The following is a 15,895-nucleotide window of genomic DNA, read 5'->3' on the forward strand; positions in this document are numbered from 1 at the left end:
GGAACTCCTTTCTGATCTGGGCTAGTTGAGGAGGGAGCCGACGGTGGGGCCGAGGAAGCTTTGGGCGATGAGGTAGCCGCCGAGGAGCAGCAGGATCACGAGCCAGATCGGCGGCCGGGTGAGCTTGATGCCGAGGACTCCGACGACGATCACGGCGAGCCAGAGCGGAACGTCCACGAGATCTCCTAGGCCGAGCAGCGGTGGGTACGGGCAGCGAGTTCGGCGGCGGAGCGGTCGTTGTACTCCGTGGAGAAGTCGCAGCGCGGCGCGGTGCAGGCGGCCGTGTGGCGGTCGCGGCCGCGCCCGTCGTAGAAGGTGGCGACCTGGACCGGGCCGAACTTGCGGACGTTGCGGAAGCGCCGATAGGCGGTCATGGGTGGTGCTCCTTCCTGGTCAGGTGAGTTGGAGCTGTGCGGCGATCGAGTCGACGACCGGTGCGGGCAGTCCGAGTTGGGCGTGCAGGTTGGCGGCCGGGAGCGGGCTGCCGGTGGTCTGGTGGTGCTTGTCGGCGAGCTTTCGGGCGTGGTCCAAAAGCGCCGGCGGAACGCTCACCGGGGCCGGGGTGGGGGCCGGGGTTGGGTCGGCGGCCGGGAGTTCAGCGGGCTCGGTCGGCTCCGGACGCTCGTCGAGGTCGGGCGCAGGAGCGGGACGGTGCACGTCGACCGCAGTCGGCTCCTCGGTCGACTCCGGCGCAGGCATCGCGGCCGGGGCCGTGTCGGTCGGGGTGTGCACGAGGAGCGTGCCGCCGAGGAAGGCGAGCGCGGGCCATCCGGCGACGACGATGCGCAGCCAGGCCGGAACGTGGCCGAGGTCGAGGAGACCAGCGGTTGCGATGTTGGCGCCGAGCGAGGCGAACAGCGCGATCACGAACCACGCCCAGGCGGCCCGGTCACGGCGAACGGTGCGCAGGCGCCGCCAGGCCGCGACCAACAGCAGGTCGACGCTGATCGGGTAGGCCCAGGCTTTCCAGCCGGACTGTCCGGCAGCTTCGGCCAAGTCGTGCAGGTGGGAGAAGGACAGGGCTCCGGCGATCACGGCTTGGATGAGCACGGCGTCCAGACGGATCGAGCGGTTCACCGTCATCACCTCCTAGCGGGAGTCGGGCCCGGACCGGCGGTCAGCGGTTGCCGCTGGGGTAGCCGTGGCCGGGCGGCGGGTACATCGCGGGCTCGTAGGCGCCGAACAGGGCGACGGCCAGGCCGTACGCGGTGACCGCGACGAACTCGGGGTCGGCGTCCGGGCGGTTGGCGTAGTCGCTCAGATCGGAGATGAGGGCGGACGTGATGGAGAGGTCGGCGCAGGTCGAGCACATGAGCGTGGTTCTCCTCTCGGATCAGGCATGGGCGGGGTAGGGACCTGGCGCGAGTCGGTCACGCCAACCGGGTGGGGAGGGAGCCTCAGCCGATCGCGGGGGCCGTGGTCGGCATCGGCGGAATCTTCGACGCGGGAACCGGCGCGGGCGCCGGGCGGAACGGCTCCAGGGCCGGAAGGTCCGGGGCCAAGTGGGCGAACTCGCGGCAGACGGCGACAGTTTCGTCCACGGTGGTCAGCGGGGTGCGGATGCGGCCCCAGCCGCCGGAGGCATCAGCGGCAACGGCCTGGCCGGGCCGGTCAGCGGGGATCGTGCAGGCCACCGGTACGGACTCCGGGGCCACGTCGTTCAGTCCCATCTCTGCCGTCTGCTTGTCGTTGACCCGATGCACCACGCGGCCGGTGAGCTGGGCGCGGAGCATGGTCGCGCCCTTGCCCAGCTCGGAGCCGAACCGCTGCCCGCAGATCTCCAGGTAGAGGCCGACTGCGCGGGACAGTTGGGCCAGCCGGATCAGGCCGGTGACGATCCGTTCTCGGCGCTTCTCATCCTTGCTTGAGGAGATCAGGAACAGCTCGGCGATCTCGTCGACCAGGACCACGATCGGCGCCGGGCGCAGGTCCTCGGGGAGCTCCCACAGGTCCGAGACGCCATGCTTGGCCAGCAGATCGAAGCGGTCCTCCATCTCCGCCACGAGTACGTCGATCAGCGAGGCGGCATCGTCGGGGTTGGTCGCCAGCGCGGACAGCCGCGGGGCGTAGCGGTTCTGCTCGACCCCGCGCTTGCAGTCGATCCCCACCAGCGCGACGGGCAGTTGGGCGAGCCCCTTGATCAGGTTGCGCTGATACATGGACTTGCCGGACTGGTTCGCGCCGAGGGTGAGCGCCTGCGGGATCTCGCGGTAGTTGCGCTCGTACACGCTCCCGTCGTCCCGGATCGCGACCGGCACCACCAGGCCGTGCGGCGCGGCCTTCTTCGGCATCTGCACCCGCTTGAGCAGGTCGAAGCCAGTCATGCGCAGTTCCACGTACCCCGGCTTGGTCGCACGGACGTGGACCGCGTGGACGCCCCAGGCATGCCGCAGCCGCTCGGAGGCCGCCGCGATATCGGCGGGCTCCAGACCAGCAGGCAGACGGAGCGTGACCCGAAGGCCGGTCGAAGTGCCCCTCACGCGGCGGATCTTCGGGGCTACCGGCTGCACCTCGCTGCGGGCGATCCGGCGGGACATGAACGCCCGCAGGCCGGACGGCTGCACCGTCAGCCCGCACACATCCATCGTGTTCTTGTACGAGAACGAGAACCGGCCCCAGGCCATCGGCAGACCGACCATCCCCCAGTACACGCGCGGCGCACGAACCTTGGCGTAGCCGACGCCACCCGCACCCGCGAGAGCGCCCGTCGCCTCCAGCCACATGGTCAGGTCGGTCATGATCAGGCCCCCGTGGTGAGCGCGGCCGCACGGAAAGCGATCCCGTGCCGCTTCTCGCCGTTGAAGGTGTTCTCCCAGTCACGGGCCTTCAGGCCGATGACCTTCACCGGCATGCCGGGCGCCAGACCCTCGGGAAGACCCGTCTCCGGCACGGTCACCTGGTACAGGTTCCCGTCCCCCTCGTCCGAGACCAGCAGGCCCACCGTCGACAGCGGCGCGTCCGTCTCCCGGTCCACGGCCCGCTCACCCGTCTTCTTGTTGACCAGCTTCGGCTCGGGCGCGGTCGCCACGAACACAACGGCGGTCGAAACGTCGATCTTGAAGGACGGCATTGCGTCTCCTCTAGTAGAGCTTCGCTCCTGCACTCATGTACAGGAGTTATGAGTACGAGAGTGCCTAACTCATGTACATGAGTCAAGCGGTAGAGGCCGAGCGCGTGTCGAGTTGGCCGAAAAGAAGGCCCGCGAGTCAGTCCCTCGCGGCGAACCGATAGTCGAGAACGAACTGGTCAGCAGCCATGATCGTGTCGCAGACCTCGACCACACGACCGCTGTCCGAAAATGCGCTGCGGACGAGGTGGATCACCGGAGCACCAGGGCTCAACGCCAGGGCCGTGCCCTCGGCCTTCGTCGCCAGACGGGCGCTGACAGTCTCTGTGAACTCCGCGAGCTGATGGCCGTGCTCCTCAAGGCGCGCGTAGATGCCGCCACCTCCGGGGTTCTCGGCGAACATCTCGGGGATGTCCTTCACCACGTCCCACGGCAGGTACGACGTCGCTTCCTCAGTGGGGGTGCCGTCTCGGAAGTACCGGCGCTTGCGAGCGAGGACCTTCGAACCGGCCGGCACTCCGAGCCGCTCGGCGATCTCCTCCGGCGCATCGACCGGGCCGACGAGAAGCACGTTCACCGAGGGGACTCCCCCGGACTGTTCCGCCTCAGCGAGGTACGCAGCCTTTCCGGCCTTGCGGTGCGCCCGGCGGAAGCGGTCGGAAGACTTGCGCTGAACCGGAGGACGCGAACGCACGTAGGAGCCTCGGCCATGGTGCGTCTCGACCAGCTGGGCCGCGCGGAGTTCCGCGATGGCCTTGCGGACCGTGCCGGAGGCGGCCCCGTACCGCTCCATGAGGTCGGTCTCACTGGGTACCGGGGCGCCGGGTGCCAGCACGCCCGACTTGATCTGCGCGGACAGGTCATCCGCGATCTGTAGGTACTTCGCCTTGTTCGAAGACGACACGCTGTCACTCGCCATAGTCCTACAGTCTCTCCTATCCTCCTGTACATGAGTAACAGCGACGCCCAAAAGCCGTCAACGCCTCTCCACTCGGTATCCGTGGCGGGCGTGGTCGTGCGCGAGGACGGACGCGTGTTGGTGATCCGTCGCGCCGACAACGGGCGGTGGGAGCCGCCGGGTGGAGTCCTGGAGCGGGACGAGGCCATCGAGGATGGGGTGTGCCGCGAGGTCTTCGAAGAGACCGGGATCAAGGTGCGCGTCGAGCGGCTGACCGGGGTCTACAAGAACATGACGGTCGGGGTCGTTGCCATGGTCTTCCGGTGCAGCCCGGAAGGCGGGACCGAACAGCTCTCGGACGAGTCGACCGCCGTCACCTGGCTCGCCCCGGAAGAAGCCATGGACGCGATGAGCGAGGCCTACAGCATCCGCATCGCAGACGCCCTCACCGACGGCATGGCGCCCCACATCCGCACCCATGACGGCCTCAAGCTCACCGACCCGGCAGGCAACTAGTCCAACCGACCGGAGCCCAGGAGCTGTTACAGGTTTCTCTACCTCATCAAGCCCCGGCTGCGCTCCGCTCCGCCGGGCGCGCTTCCCGGCTCCGCTGCCCTTCGCGCTCATGCCTTCGGCCCGCGCTACGGGCGCTGCGCCGACGCGCGCCCACAAGTGGCTAGGCCGGGAGCATGAGTCGAGCACCCGACCACTCCGGCCACGGTCAAAGACGATGCCTCCGGCGGGGGATCGGCCGGCACCGGGGGCCCGGGGGTAGCGCTGCCGAGTGCGGATCCGCGGGTGGTTGCGAGGGCTCCCATCCCGTCCACCGTCGACCCAGGCAAAGCCGAGCAGACGTGGCCCCTGGTGTCCAGGTCGTTCGTACAGTGGCGCGCTCCACCTGGACACCAGGGGCCACGCCCGCTCCACTGCGTGTGGGTCGACGGCGGACGGGATGGGAGCTGGGGTTGAGTGGTGGTGGGTACAGGTCGATGACTGCAGACAGAATGGGGCATTTTTTTCTTGAATTGATCTTGACGTCATGCCACCATGAAGTCAGGTATACGAAGTAGGAGGCTCGCTTGAACACCAAACCGCAGGCGCTGACCTTGCGCTTGCCACCGGAGCTCCATGAGCAACTGCGCACACTGTCCTTCCTCACTCGCAGGTCGATCAATGACCTGGCCACCGAGGCTTTCGCCGACTGGATGAAGTCGGCCGGACGAGAGCTGCTGATCGGATCGGCGACTCAACATGGACAAGATCGACACCGCGTAGCGCTCGACAAGCTCCAGGATCTATAGGAGCGCTAGGCCGTGCCCTTGTACCTAACCGCGGGCGAGATCGTTGCCCTCCATGACGCTGAGATCAGCCCCGACGAACCTCGTGGGGTCACTCTCAGCCTCGTGGAATCTGCTGCCGCTAGGCCGCAGCAGAGCGCTGGTGGCAAGGACGCCTACCCAACGCTCCACCTGAAAGCCGCAGCCCTCTTGCACAGCCTGGTCTGCAACCACTGTTTCGTCACTGGCAACAAGCGCACGGCCACTCTCGCTGTTCACGTCTTTTACATGATCAACGGATACGAACTGATCGCAGAAGCCGGTGACCTAGTAGCACTTATGCTCGCAGTCGCTAAGTCGTACGTTGAGACAGAGAACAAGGTGTCCGGTACGGAGGTGGAGGAAATCTCCGAGCGCCTCGCTGGTTGGGTAGAACCCATCAAGCATGACGACCCGGCCTTCGGGTGGGAATGAGGCCTGGCTCCACCAACCAGGCGTGCCACTTCCGTGCCAGAAGAGGCAGGGAACCTCGGGGAGCTGGAGTGCACAACGGCATGTTTCGCCAGGACCTGATAGCCAAAGAGCCCGCAGGTCGGACACATGAGTATCAAACCTCGCTCCTAAAGCGGGTGTCGCAGGTTCGAATCCTGCCGGGGGCACCAGCTCAAGGGCCCCGGACCGGTCACGGTCCGGGGCCCTTGGCGTCTGCTCCTGACATCAGCGCCACGGCGCAGAGCATCGGCGCCGAGCGTGCGCCCCCCTGGGCCAAGGCCTCCGCGGCAAAATCCCTGGTGAGCATGTGACACGTTGCGGACAATGACGGCATGACGCTGACAATTTGGGTCGATGACTGGCAGATCCAGTGCTGCGGGGAGAACTTCACGCCGGGGGACACGGTTGCCTGGCATCTGCTGGAGGCCGACCCCGAGGATTACGCCGCCCGCGTTGGCAGCGATCGTGCCGCAGAGATCGACTTTCGCGAGGAGCATCACGGCCAGGGAGAGGAGCACGCGCCGCCCACGCGGTTGCAGGTACTGACGATCACAGAAGTGCACTGCCGGTACGAAGCCCCTCCCGGCAGCGCGTCGAACATGCGGCACCCGGTACCAGGCACGACCGAATTGGTTCCGGTCCGAGAAGCGGACGGATGGGCCGCGCATCGCCCACACGTCGAATTCACCGGCTACCTGGTGACGGCCGAGCGGCGGGACGATGTGCGGCTGCCGAATATCCGATAGCTGCCCGCCACATCCCTCGGTACCGTCCCTCTATGACCGACAGCCAAAGGGGCAATGCCGCGTAGGCGCCCATCAGCCCTGCGGGGCAGCATCCCTGTCCGCTCTCCGGGGCGGCGAAGGTACCCGTTCATCGATCACCTTTCGGGCTCTTGCACGGCTGACCTGCGTCGGCTCGAGCGAACCCGCTTCTGGCCCGAAGCCACGGAAGCAGCGTTCTGGCACTGGAAGGCCCTTGCCCACGGCCCGCTCAGGCAACTGACGGACCGGTTCGCAGGCTCTGATTGCGGTCTCCCCGAGTGCGGGTGCTACAGCGGAAACTTCCGCGATCACCTGGAAGTCGTGCTCCGGACACTGCCCCGGAAGAGCGCGCGTGAGCTGCGCGCCCTGGTGCGAGCTCTCGACGAGAAGATTCTGGCAAGAGCCAAGGTGATCCCGGCAGAGAGCCTGGACGCGCCATGGTGGCGAGGCCAGATCTAGGAAGAATTCGCTGTGCCACAGCTCGCAAGAAGCCGAGTGAGTACGCCGGTTGATGGGAACTGCGGGGTGAGTGGTCGGTCTGGGGCAGGAGCGCAACACCGGCCCATGCCCACCACTCGCCCCCCCGGCAATAGCCGCGTCAATGCCATGGAGGCCCCATGAGCCGCGCCCGCACAGTCGCCGTGGCGGTCCTGTCCGCCGCTCTGCTCGCAGCGTGTGCGCAGGAGAAGCCCGAACTGCGTCCCACCAGGACGCCCGGTGAAGGCGCTTGGTACGAGAGCACCAGGGCCGAGCGCCACGAGTACTGCGAGGCCTACCGCGCGCACGACCCCCAGCACCCCATCAGCATCCCCACGTACCCGTCGGAAGAGACCAGGGACGAGTTCGCCGACGACTTCTACAACGTGCTGAAAGAGAAGTGCTGAAGATGAAGTGCTGGGCATCCGAACCAAGTTGGATCCGCCAGGCCGACGTCACTCCAGATGAGCCGCGATGCGCGCGAGAGTCCGCCGGTTGTCCTCAAACAGGTGCGCCTGCATACCCGTTGCCCGGGCCGCCTCGACGTTGATCGCGACATCGTCGATGAACAGGCAGTCCTCGGGTCGCACGGCCAGGCCTGCGCACGCGGCCTCAAACGCACGTGAGTCCGGCTTCTCGATGCCGATCTCGTGCGAGTAGACGATCTGCTCCACCAGTTCGTCGAAGTGATACAGCGCCGTCTCCCGCTCCCGGGCTCCGACAAAGCTGTTGCTCAGGATGCCGAGCCTGCAGGTTCCCCGCAGCGACCGCACATAGTTGATGAGCTCCTCGTTCGGCGTCCCCAGGTACTCCGCCCACAGGTCTGCCATGAAGGCTTCGGCCAGCGGGGCATCGAGCCCCAAGCGGGCCGCGACCTGCTGGTTCACCTCCCGCTCGCTGATGCCTCCGACGCTCCCGGCCCGCCAGACGTCGCCCATCCGTTCCTGAACAGTGCCCAGCGGCAGGTCCAGCCGCTGTTCCCAGCGTTGCACCCACCCCGTCTCCGGAGTGATCTCCAGTACGCCGCCGATGTCGAGAATGACGCAGGACTCAACCACGCAAGCTCCCCTCCGGCCACAAGGAGAGCAGCCCTCCGGGGCGCCCCACCCTGTGACCTCCTTGTGAAGATCCAATGGGGTTGGCATACTCCTCCAGCCGCCCCCCAACGGCCAGAGCCCGCAAAGGGCTTGGTCGTCTTCGCATTCCCCTGGGGGGATCTTGAACATGCATGCTGTGTCGCGCGCCGTCGCCCTGACGGTGGCCGCGGTCGCGACGACGTTCGCCGTGGGGGCGCCGGCGCACGCGGTCGACGTGGAGTCCGGGACGTTCGACGTCGTCAGTGAGGTCGGGGACCCGGTCGGTGGCGGGTATCCGTATTCGTACGTCGACGGCGCGGGGTCGGGCGACTCCATGTACGCCGGGTGGAACGACGAGCAGAATTCCGTGCACGTCATCGTGATCGCCGGGAACGGGGATCGGTGGGATCTCACCATGGGGGCTCCGGCCGGTGACCCGCTCGCCGTCGGGACGTACAGCGGGGCGAGCGACACGCCCTCCCTCGGCGGGGCCAAGCTCTCCGTCGACGGGACGTTCTACGGGTGCGAGTCCGAGGGCACGTTCAGCATCGACCGGCTCGAGCTCGGGCCCCGCGGATACGTCCAGGCCCTCGACGCGAGCTTCGCGCAACACTGCAAGGACACCGTCCCCGGGCTCACCGGGCAGGTCCACCTCACCAACCCGCCGCCGCCCGCCGAGCTGGCCCTCGGCGCCGACGTCGACGCCACCGGCTCCGTGTCCGCCGACGGCAAGGCCACCGTGCACGGCACCGTCACCTGCTCCGAGCCCGTCGCCGACGTCCTGGTGAACGGTCGTATCGAGCAGGCCGTCGGCAAGGACGCCCTGGCCACCGCCACGTACTACACGCACGTCGCCTGCACCCCGGGCGCGCCCGTCGTCTGGTCCGCCGTCGGCACCGCCACCGGCAGCGTTCCCTTCGCCAAGGGCAACGCCTCCGTCGGCTACAAGGCCCAGGCGACCGACCCGGTGTACGGGCAGACCGTCGTCACCGACCCCGCCGCCACGACCATCGTTTCGCTGCGCAAATGACGTGTGACCGCCCAAGCGCCACCAACTCCCCTTCGCGGGACACCATTTGGAGAATCGTGAGATCCAGACGCGTCCTCACCGCCCTCGCCGCCACCGCGCTCCTCTCCGGAGCCTTCGGTGCCGGGACCGCCGAGGCCTACGACGTCGAGTCCGGCAGCCTCTCCTTCAGCGGAGACGCCGGTGAGTACATCAGCGGCGGGCAGTCGTACGCCTACGCCGAGGGACTGACCACGCAGGGGTACGTCACCAACGGCGTCCCGACCGGCGTCGGCGTGTTCGTCGACGGGGCCGACGGCAGCAGTTGGGCCCTGCACCTCGAAACGCCCGCCGGCGCCGTCCAGCCGCTCGCACCCGGCACCTACACCGGCGCCGCGGCCAACCCGGACCCGAGCCAACCCCGCGTCGAGCTGCGCGGCAACGGCCGGGACTGCCTCGCCGAGGGGTCCTTCACCGTCCAGGACGTGGACATCAGGGACCACGGCTACGTGAAGAGGCTCGACGCCACCTTCGAGCAGCACTGCCCCGGCGCCACGGAGTCGGTGCGCGGCGAGGTCCACCTGAACAACCCGGAGCCGCCCGCCGAGACCGTGCTGGGGCTCGACGTCGCCCCCGACGCCGTCGCCGACCGGGTCAGCGGGCGCGCGCTCGTGCACGGCACCGTCACCTGCACCGAGCCCGTCGCCCTGGAGACGCACGGCACGGTGAGCCAGACCCTGGACGGCGTGACCACCCGCGGCACTTACAGCGCCAAGGTCGACTGCGTGCCGGGCGCACCCACGCCGTGGACCGCCTCCGCCGCTCCCACCGGCGGCGTGCCCTTCCAGCGCGGCGACGCCACCGTGATCGCGAGCACCAGCGGCAAGGACCCGTTCTACGGCCACACCATCACGGCCGGCTACAACGGCGCGCTGCAACTGACCAAGAAGTAGCCCCAGCGCCTCACGGCCGCTGTCGCATGGATCCCACCGTCCGCAGCAGCCGGTCCGCCCGCTCCCGGAGTTCCGGATGTGCGAGCACCGTGTTGCGCAGGCCGCGGACCGGGCGGCGCCAGAGGCGGTGGGCGGCCGCGGCGGGGTGGGGGCGGGTCGCGAAGCCCTCGGAGACCCGGAGTTCGCGGGTCTTGAGCCAGTCCTTGTACTCCTTCTCGCCGCGGCCCCAGTCCATCAGCCGGATGCCCTGGCGGCCCGCGGCCTCGACCATGCGCAGATGCATGAGGAGGCCGGGCGAGTAGTAGCCGAACTCCGGGTCGTACGCGGTGAACCAGGCCGCGAAGATCGTCTTCGACGTCGGCCCGAAGTGGGCGGCGACCGGGCGGTCGCCCGCGTAGACGACCGAGAGGACGCCCGTGAAGTGGTCCTCGCGGACCCGGAAGAGGTGGTCCGTGAGGTGCACGATCCACGGGCGGGCGAAGCGGTCCATGCGGCCGGTGCGGCGGTACTGGGCCGATTTCCAGCTCATCAGCTGGTGGAGGACAGCCGGGTCCCGCTCGTCGTAGACGAAGCGCATCTCCCCGACGTTGCGGGTCAGGCGGCGCTCCTTCTTCAGGGTCGTCTTGGCCTGGCCGGGGTACGTCGCCCTCAGCCACTCCTCGTACGTCTCGTGGCTGCCGTCCTTCAGGTCGAGGACGGGTGAGGCGAACGTTCCGGTGACGTAGCGGCCGAAGGGTCTCTGTTCCTCGACGAGGTGGTCGAACTCGAAGACCGACAGCCCGCAGGCGCGCAGGAGTTGTCTCGTGTCCCAGGTGACCCCGGGCCGGTGCACCAGGGCCTGGCAGTCGGACAGGCCCATGCCGATGGCGCGGCCGATGCCCGCGGGCCCCTTCTCGTACGGGAGGAAGCCGACGGGTTCGCCGCCCTCGCGCAGCACCGCCACGTGCGCGCGGCCCTTGAACCGGGCGACGCCCTCCGCGAACTCCGGTGCCAGGAACGGGTTCTGGAAGTCCGGAGAGTGCTCCATCGTCTCGTGCCAGGCCGCACGCAGGGACGCGCTGAGCTCGTCGGCTCTGTACGTCGTGATGTTCAACGTCGGTTCGCCCGCCCCTCGCCGCGGGCGTGTGGTCCACCAGTAACCGGATACCTGCGTCGATACGTGAGCGTGCCGCTCATGAGCCCCCCTCTTCCCCCAGAGGGCTCAAAGGTCGCGAAACAGTACGCACGCTGTCAAGAGTCCTTCGGGCACTTCGGACACGCAACCGGAAGCTGTCGCCTACGAGTTGAGCCGCATGTGGACGTGCATGTCGTGCCAGCCGTCCGTGTGCAGCGCCGAGCTGCGCCGGGTGCCCTCCAGCTCGTAGCCGGCCTTGAGGGCCACCCGGCAGGAGGGCTCGTTGCGGGTGGAGTGCTGGAGGTCGAGGCGGTGGAAGCCGAGGGCGAACGCCCAGTCCGTGAGCGCGCCCAGGGCCCTGGGCGCCACTCCTGCCCCGCGCGCCTGCGGCAGCACCCAGTAGGCGACCTCGGCGACGCCGTCCAGGAAGTTCATCTCGCGCAGCGCCATCCGGCCGAGCGGGGCGTCGTCTGCGGCGCCGGCCACGATCCACTGGGCCGACTTCTCCTCCCGCCAGGACGTGTGCGTCCCCTCGACCCAGTCGCGCGCCTCGTCCAGGGACGCCATGCCGCGGATGTGCCAGTAGCGCAGGACCGGGTCCTGGAAGGCGTCGTGGACGGCCTGCGCGTCGTCGAACGCCGGGGTGCGCAGGACCAGTTCACCGTCGGCCGAGCGGAGCGTCGGCTGCGGGGCCGACGCCAGGGTGCCCGGCTCGATGACGTGCTCGGTGTCGAAAGGCATGATCCGCATGATGACCGGATCGCACCGCCCGCGCACCCGGATTCTGGGTCGGCCTCCCGGTGTAACGCCTCGGGGCTCCGCCCCGGACCCCGCGCCTCAATCGCCGGCGGGGCTTAAAAGGCGCACCCGGATTCCGGGTCGGCCGGGTCAGTCCCGAGTGCGGACCGGTGCCGTCTCCGGGAGGCGCCAGACGCACAGCGCGCTGGCGAGGCCGGCGAGCGCCATGTAGCCGGCGAGGTACCAGGGGCGGTCGCCGCCCGCGTCGACGAGGAGCGTCGCCACGAAGGGCGAGGTGCCCGCGAAGATCACGCCGTTGATCTCGCGCACGAAGACGAGCCCGCTGTAGCGCACCTCGGTCGGCAGCGACTCGGCGTAGAACGTGCCGGTGACCGCGAAGATCGAGTTGAGCATGAGCGCGAAGGCGATGGTGATCGCCAGGTAGATCAGCCACGGCTCGCGCGTGTCCACCAGCCAGAAGAACGGGTACGCGAAGAGCGTGATCGCGACCGCGCCGCCGATCATCACCGGCTTGCGCCCGACCCGGTCGGAGAGCGCGCCCGCCAGGGGAATGGTCAGGATCGAGACCGCCGAGGCGATCGTGATGCCGAGCACGGAGGTGCCGGAGGACAGGCCCAGCTGGTTGGTGAGGTAGCTGGGCAGATAGCCCTGGATCGCGTACGAGGCGATGGCGGTGGCGCAGCCGGAGCCGATGAGCAGGGCGATCGCCTTGGGGCGGGCCTTGATCGCGGCGAGCACGGGGAGCTTCTCGCGCTTTCCGCTGTCGCGGGCCTCCTCGAACTGCTCGGTCTCGGGCGCCGCGTTGCGGATGAGGAGCGCGATCACGACCACGAACGCGCTGGCCAGGAACGGGATGCGCCAGCCCCAGCTGAGGAAGTCGTCCTCGGGCAGCGTCGAGACGGCGGCCACCGCGCCGGAGGCGATGACGACGCCGATGAACTCGCCCGCGCCCGGCAGCGAACCGTAGAAGCCGCGCTTGCCCTCCTCGGCCGCCTCCGTCGACATGACGTACGCGCCGCCCAGCTCGGCGCCGACGCCGAAGCCCTGCATCATCCGGCACAGCACGAGCAGGACCGGGGCCCAGATGCCGATCGAGTGGTACGTCGGCAGGAAGCCGATGGCGAGCGTGCCCACGCCCATCAGGATCACGGTGAGGATCAGCACCGGGCGGCGGCCGATGCGGTCGCCGAGGTGGGCCAGGACGAGGCCGCCGATGGGGCGCACGGCGAAGCCGAGCCCGAAGGTCGCGAACGAGGCGAGGGTCGCCGCGAACGGCGAGACGTCCGGGAAGAAGACCTTGTTGAAGACGAGCGCGGCCGACGCGCCGAAGAGGAAGAAGTCGTACCACTCGAGGATCGAGCCGACGACGCTCGCGGCGGCGGTGCGGCGCTGGCGGGTGCGGGCGCTCATCGCCTTCGCAGGCGCGGATTCCTTGCGGGTGGATGCGCTCGACGGTGCGCTCATCTCACTCACTCTCTTGCTGACTCTTGCTGATGGGGACGGATCGGACGCGGCTCGGAGCGGCTGATCCACGGCTCTGATGCGGCTCGAACCCTCGTTGTTGCAACATGTGCACGCCTGTTGCGCAAGGGCTGCTAATGTTCTTCACGGCCCCAGCGGGATGTCAATGGAGGGACGGCGAATGTCCGGTAAGGCGATCTGCATCGGCGAGACGATGGCGCAGGTCACCCCGGCCGACGGCCTGGGTCTCGAGCACAGCCGTGAGCTGCGGCTCGCGGTCGCCGGTGCCGAGTCGACCGTGGCCCAGTACCTCGCCGACCTCGGGCACGAGGCGGCCTGGGTGAGCCGGGTCGGGGACGATCCGTTCGGCCGCCGGATCGTCGCGGCGGTCGCCTCGCGCGGCGTGGACGTCGCCGGGGTGCTCGCCGATCCGGCCGCGCCCACCGGCGTGTACTTCAAGGACCCGGGGCCCGACGGCACGCGCGTGCACTACTACCGGGCGGGCTCGGCGGCGTCCCGGATGACGGTCGCCGACGCGGACCGCGTGGACCTGACCGGCGTACGGCTGCTGCACCTCACCGGGATCACCCCGGCCCTCTCGGACGGCTGCGCCGAGCTCGTGGACACGCTCGTGCGACGGGCGGCGGACAGCGGGACACTCGTGTCCTTCGACGTCAACCACCGCCCTGCGCTGTGGAGTTCACGCGAGACAGCCGCCGAGGCCCTGCTCGCGCTCGCCCGCCGCGCCGACATCGTGCTCGTCGGGCGCGACGAGGCCGAGACGCTGTGGGACACCGCCACCGCCGAGGACGTCCGCGACCACCTCGCGCCGCGCGGGACGCTCGTCGTCAAGGACGGGGACGTGGGGGCCACCGAATTCACCGCCGCCGGGAGCGAGTTCGTGGCGGCGCCCGCCGTCGACGTCGTCGAGGCCGTCGGCGCCGGTGACGCCTTCGCGGCCGGGTATCTGAGCGGACTGCTCGACGGCTCCACGCCCGCCGAGCGGCTCGCGCTCGGACACCGGCTCGCCGGGCGGACGCTGCGCAGCATCGAGGACTACGTGCCCGCCACCCGCCCCGACGCGGCCGACGCGACCGGCGAAGGACACTGATCCCATGTCTCAGACCGTCCGTCGCGCCATCGACATCCTCGAGTTCATCGCCCGCCGCCCTCGCACCCAGACCGAGGTCGGCGAGCACCTGGGCGTGCACCGCTCGACCGCCCTGCGCATCCTGGAGTCCCTCACCGACGGCGGCCTCGCGCGCCGGCTCCCCGACGGCCGGTACGCGGTCGGGCACCGGCTCGCCGGCCTCGCCCACCTCGCGCTTGAACAGTTCGGCCTCAAGGACGTCGCGGGCGAACACCTGCGGCTGCTCGGCGAGCGCTGCGGGCACACCGTGCACCTCGCCGCCCTGGAGGGCGAGCGGATCGTCTACGTCGACAAGGTCGACCCCGTCGACGGGGTGCGCCTCTACTCGCAGATCGGCCGCCCGGTCACCCTGCACACGGCGGGCGTGGCCAAGGCGATCCTGGCGTACGTGCCCCGGGAGCGGGCCGACGCACTGCTCGCGGACTGCGACTTCGTGCCGCACACCGACACGACGATCACCTCCCCCGACGCCTACCGCAAGGCCCTCGCCGAGACCAGGACCCGCGGCTGGGCCGTCGACGACGGCGAGTACGAGGACTTCGTGAACTGCGTCGCCGTGCCCGTACGGGACAGCAGCGGCGAGGTCGTCGCCGCCGTGTCGGTGACCGCACTCAAGGCCAGGGCCGACCTGGGCGCCCTCGAATCCGAAGTGCTGCCCGACCTCATGACCACCGCCGACACGATCTCCAAGGAGCTGGGATGGCGTCCGTAACGTTTGATGAGTTGTTCGCCGGGGTGCCCGTCATGGCGATCCTGCGCGGCATGCCCGCCGACAAGTCCGTCGAACTCGCCGTACGGGCCTGGGACCTCGGCATCGAGTGCGTCGAGGTCCCCGTGCAGACGGAGGAAGCCGCGCGAGTGCTCGGCGCCGTCGTCGCAGCGGGCGCCGAGCGCGGCAAGCCGGTCGGCGCCGGCACGGTCACCACGGCCGAGCGGCTCGGGTGGGCGGTGGACGCGGGCGCCGCGTTCACGGTGGCCCCCGGGCTGGACGTGGAGGTGGCGCGGGCGAGCGTCGCGGCGGGGCTGCCGCACCTGCCGGGGGTCGCCACGGCCACGGATGTGCAGGCCGCGCGGGCGATCGGGCTGACCTGGCTGAAGGCGTTCCCGGCGAGCGTGCTCGGGGTGGACTGGTTCCGGGCGATGCGGGGGCCGTTCCCGGAGGTGCCGTTCGTTGCCACGGGCGGCATGGATGCGGGGAACGCTGCCACTTATTTGGCGGGTGGGGCGTCTGTGGTTGCCGTTGGTTCGGCGTTGGAGGACGCGGCGCAACTTCCTTTGCTGGCCGAACTGTTGAGGTCACAGGGGTGAACGTCGCGGGGCTCTGCCCCGGGCCCCGCGCCTCAATCGCCGGCGGGGCTTGATGTGCCGAACCGGGCTTGATGCAGCCGGACCAGACCAGAA

21 protein-coding genes are annotated in these 15,895 nt (G+C 69.4%); 10 read left to right on the forward strand and 11 right to left on the reverse strand.

All coding sequences use genetic code 11. The features are described 5' to 3' along the window. Positions 1-21 precede the first annotated feature (21 nt). The 7 genes from ACZ7L4_RS37270 to ACZ7L4_RS37300 form a co-directional block, all read right to left on the reverse strand. Entirely contained in the window at positions 22-177 is a 156-nt protein-coding gene (locus ACZ7L4_RS37270; RefSeq protein WP_472109480.1) for a hypothetical protein, read from the reverse strand. 8 nt (positions 178-185) lie between these two features. After that, on the reverse strand, positions 186-374 hold the full coding sequence (locus tag ACZ7L4_RS37275; protein WP_389282122.1) for a mobile element transfer protein: 189 nt from the start codon (positions 372-374) through the stop codon (positions 186-188). Between the two features lie 19 nt (positions 375-393). After that, on the reverse strand, positions 394-1,077 hold the full coding sequence (locus ACZ7L4_RS37280) for a DUF2637 domain-containing protein (protein WP_472109481.1): 684 nt from the start codon (positions 1,075-1,077) through the stop codon (positions 394-396). A gap of 40 nt (positions 1,078-1,117) precedes the next feature. Continuing rightward, the gene (locus ACZ7L4_RS37285; RefSeq protein WP_472109482.1) at positions 1,118-1,312 is read right to left on the reverse strand and encodes a hypothetical protein; all 195 of its coding nucleotides are present in this window, start codon (positions 1,310-1,312) and stop codon (positions 1,118-1,120) included. Between the two features lie 85 nt (positions 1,313-1,397). Further along, positions 1,398-2,738 carry an FtsK/SpoIIIE domain-containing protein gene (locus ACZ7L4_RS37290; RefSeq protein ID WP_472109483.1) on the reverse strand — a complete coding sequence of 447 codons (1,341 nt, stop codon included), beginning with the start codon at positions 2,736-2,738 and terminating at the stop codon, positions 1,398-1,400. A 2-nt stretch (positions 2,739-2,740) separates the two neighbouring features. Continuing rightward, complete coding sequence (locus ACZ7L4_RS37295; RefSeq protein ID WP_472109484.1) at positions 2,741-3,070, reverse strand: SCO3933 family regulatory protein; 330 nt, start codon at positions 3,068-3,070, stop codon at positions 2,741-2,743. A gap of 136 nt (positions 3,071-3,206) precedes the next feature. Further along, positions 3,207-3,986: a GntR family transcriptional regulator gene (locus ACZ7L4_RS37300; protein ID WP_399239877.1), complete on the reverse strand. Its 780-nt coding sequence runs from the start codon at positions 3,984-3,986 to the stop codon at positions 3,207-3,209. Between the two features lie 18 nt (positions 3,987-4,004). On the opposite strand from ACZ7L4_RS37300, the gene ACZ7L4_RS37305 reads away from it, so the two are divergent. The 5 genes from ACZ7L4_RS37305 to ACZ7L4_RS37325 all read left to right on the forward strand — a co-directional run bounded on the left by ACZ7L4_RS37305 (position 4,005) and on the right by ACZ7L4_RS37325 (position 7,382). Next, positions 4,005-4,481 carry an NUDIX domain-containing protein gene (locus ACZ7L4_RS37305; RefSeq protein ID WP_472109535.1) on the forward strand — a complete coding sequence of 159 codons (477 nt, stop codon included), beginning with the start codon at positions 4,005-4,007 and terminating at the stop codon, positions 4,479-4,481. A gap of 563 nt (positions 4,482-5,044) precedes the next feature. Then, positions 5,045-5,266, forward strand: coding sequence for a hypothetical protein (locus ACZ7L4_RS37310; protein ID WP_472109485.1), 222 nt, complete (start codon positions 5,045-5,047; stop codon positions 5,264-5,266). A gap of 12 nt (positions 5,267-5,278) precedes the next feature. After that, positions 5,279-5,716, forward strand: a complete 438-nt coding sequence (locus tag ACZ7L4_RS37315; protein WP_472109486.1) for a type II toxin-antitoxin system death-on-curing family toxin — start codon at positions 5,279-5,281, stop codon at positions 5,714-5,716. Positions 5,717-6,066: 350 nt separating this feature from the next. Continuing rightward, entirely contained in the window at positions 6,067-6,480 is a 414-nt protein-coding gene (locus ACZ7L4_RS37320; protein ID WP_472109487.1) for a DUF6578 domain-containing protein, read from the forward strand. A 635-nt stretch (positions 6,481-7,115) separates the two neighbouring features. Then, complete coding sequence (locus ACZ7L4_RS37325; protein WP_472109488.1) at positions 7,116-7,382, forward strand: hypothetical protein; 267 nt, start codon at positions 7,116-7,118, stop codon at positions 7,380-7,382. 48 nt (positions 7,383-7,430) lie between these two features. On the opposite strand, the gene ACZ7L4_RS37330 is transcribed toward ACZ7L4_RS37325, so the two are convergent. Further along, the gene (locus tag ACZ7L4_RS37330; protein WP_472109489.1) at positions 7,431-8,033 is read right to left on the reverse strand and encodes an HAD family hydrolase; all 603 of its coding nucleotides are present in this window, start codon (positions 8,031-8,033) and stop codon (positions 7,431-7,433) included. Between the two features lie 166 nt (positions 8,034-8,199). Here ACZ7L4_RS37330 and ACZ7L4_RS37335 point away from each other — a divergent pair, with 166 nt between their 5' ends. Both ACZ7L4_RS37335 and ACZ7L4_RS37340 read left to right on the forward strand, forming a co-directional pair. Further along, the gene (locus tag ACZ7L4_RS37335) at positions 8,200-9,081 is read left to right on the forward strand and encodes a hypothetical protein (protein WP_472109490.1); all 882 of its coding nucleotides are present in this window, start codon (positions 8,200-8,202) and stop codon (positions 9,079-9,081) included. A 56-nt stretch (positions 9,082-9,137) separates the two neighbouring features. Then, positions 9,138-10,010 carry a hypothetical protein gene (locus ACZ7L4_RS37340; RefSeq protein WP_472109491.1) on the forward strand — a complete coding sequence of 291 codons (873 nt, stop codon included), beginning with the start codon at positions 9,138-9,140 and terminating at the stop codon, positions 10,008-10,010. A gap of 10 nt (positions 10,011-10,020) precedes the next feature. On the opposite strand, the gene ACZ7L4_RS37345 is transcribed toward ACZ7L4_RS37340, so the two are convergent. The 3 genes from ACZ7L4_RS37345 to ACZ7L4_RS37355 form a co-directional block, all read right to left on the reverse strand. Then, on the reverse strand, positions 10,021-11,103 hold the full coding sequence (locus ACZ7L4_RS37345) for a GNAT family N-acetyltransferase (RefSeq protein WP_472109492.1): 1,083 nt from the start codon (positions 11,101-11,103) through the stop codon (positions 10,021-10,023). Positions 11,104-11,286: 183 nt separating this feature from the next. Next, on the reverse strand, positions 11,287-11,865 hold the full coding sequence (locus ACZ7L4_RS37350; protein WP_472109493.1) for a GNAT family N-acetyltransferase: 579 nt from the start codon (positions 11,863-11,865) through the stop codon (positions 11,287-11,289). Positions 11,866-12,012: 147 nt separating this feature from the next. Continuing rightward, a complete protein-coding gene (locus ACZ7L4_RS37355; RefSeq protein WP_472109494.1) occupies positions 12,013-13,347 on the reverse strand; it encodes an MFS transporter in 1,335 nt (444 codons plus the stop codon). A gap of 178 nt (positions 13,348-13,525) precedes the next feature. On the opposite strand from ACZ7L4_RS37355, the gene ACZ7L4_RS37360 reads away from it, so the two are divergent. The 3 genes from ACZ7L4_RS37360 to ACZ7L4_RS37370 are packed head-to-tail and all read left to right on the forward strand — an operon-like array spanning position 13,526 to position 15,802. Further along, positions 13,526-14,455: a sugar kinase gene (locus ACZ7L4_RS37360; protein WP_472109495.1), complete on the forward strand. Its 930-nt coding sequence runs from the start codon at positions 13,526-13,528 to the stop codon at positions 14,453-14,455. Between the two features lie 4 nt (positions 14,456-14,459). Further along, the gene (locus ACZ7L4_RS37365; RefSeq protein ID WP_472109496.1) at positions 14,460-15,206 is read left to right on the forward strand and encodes an IclR family transcriptional regulator; all 747 of its coding nucleotides are present in this window, start codon (positions 14,460-14,462) and stop codon (positions 15,204-15,206) included. Then, entirely contained in the window at positions 15,194-15,802 is a 609-nt protein-coding gene (locus tag ACZ7L4_RS37370; protein ID WP_472109497.1) for a bifunctional 4-hydroxy-2-oxoglutarate aldolase/2-dehydro-3-deoxy-phosphogluconate aldolase, read from the forward strand. The genes ACZ7L4_RS37365 and ACZ7L4_RS37370 overlap by 13 nt, the downstream gene beginning before the upstream one ends. The last annotated feature ends 93 nt before the right edge of the window (positions 15,803-15,895 follow it).

This window comes from Streptomyces sp. NPDC107575, assembly GCF_055657265.1.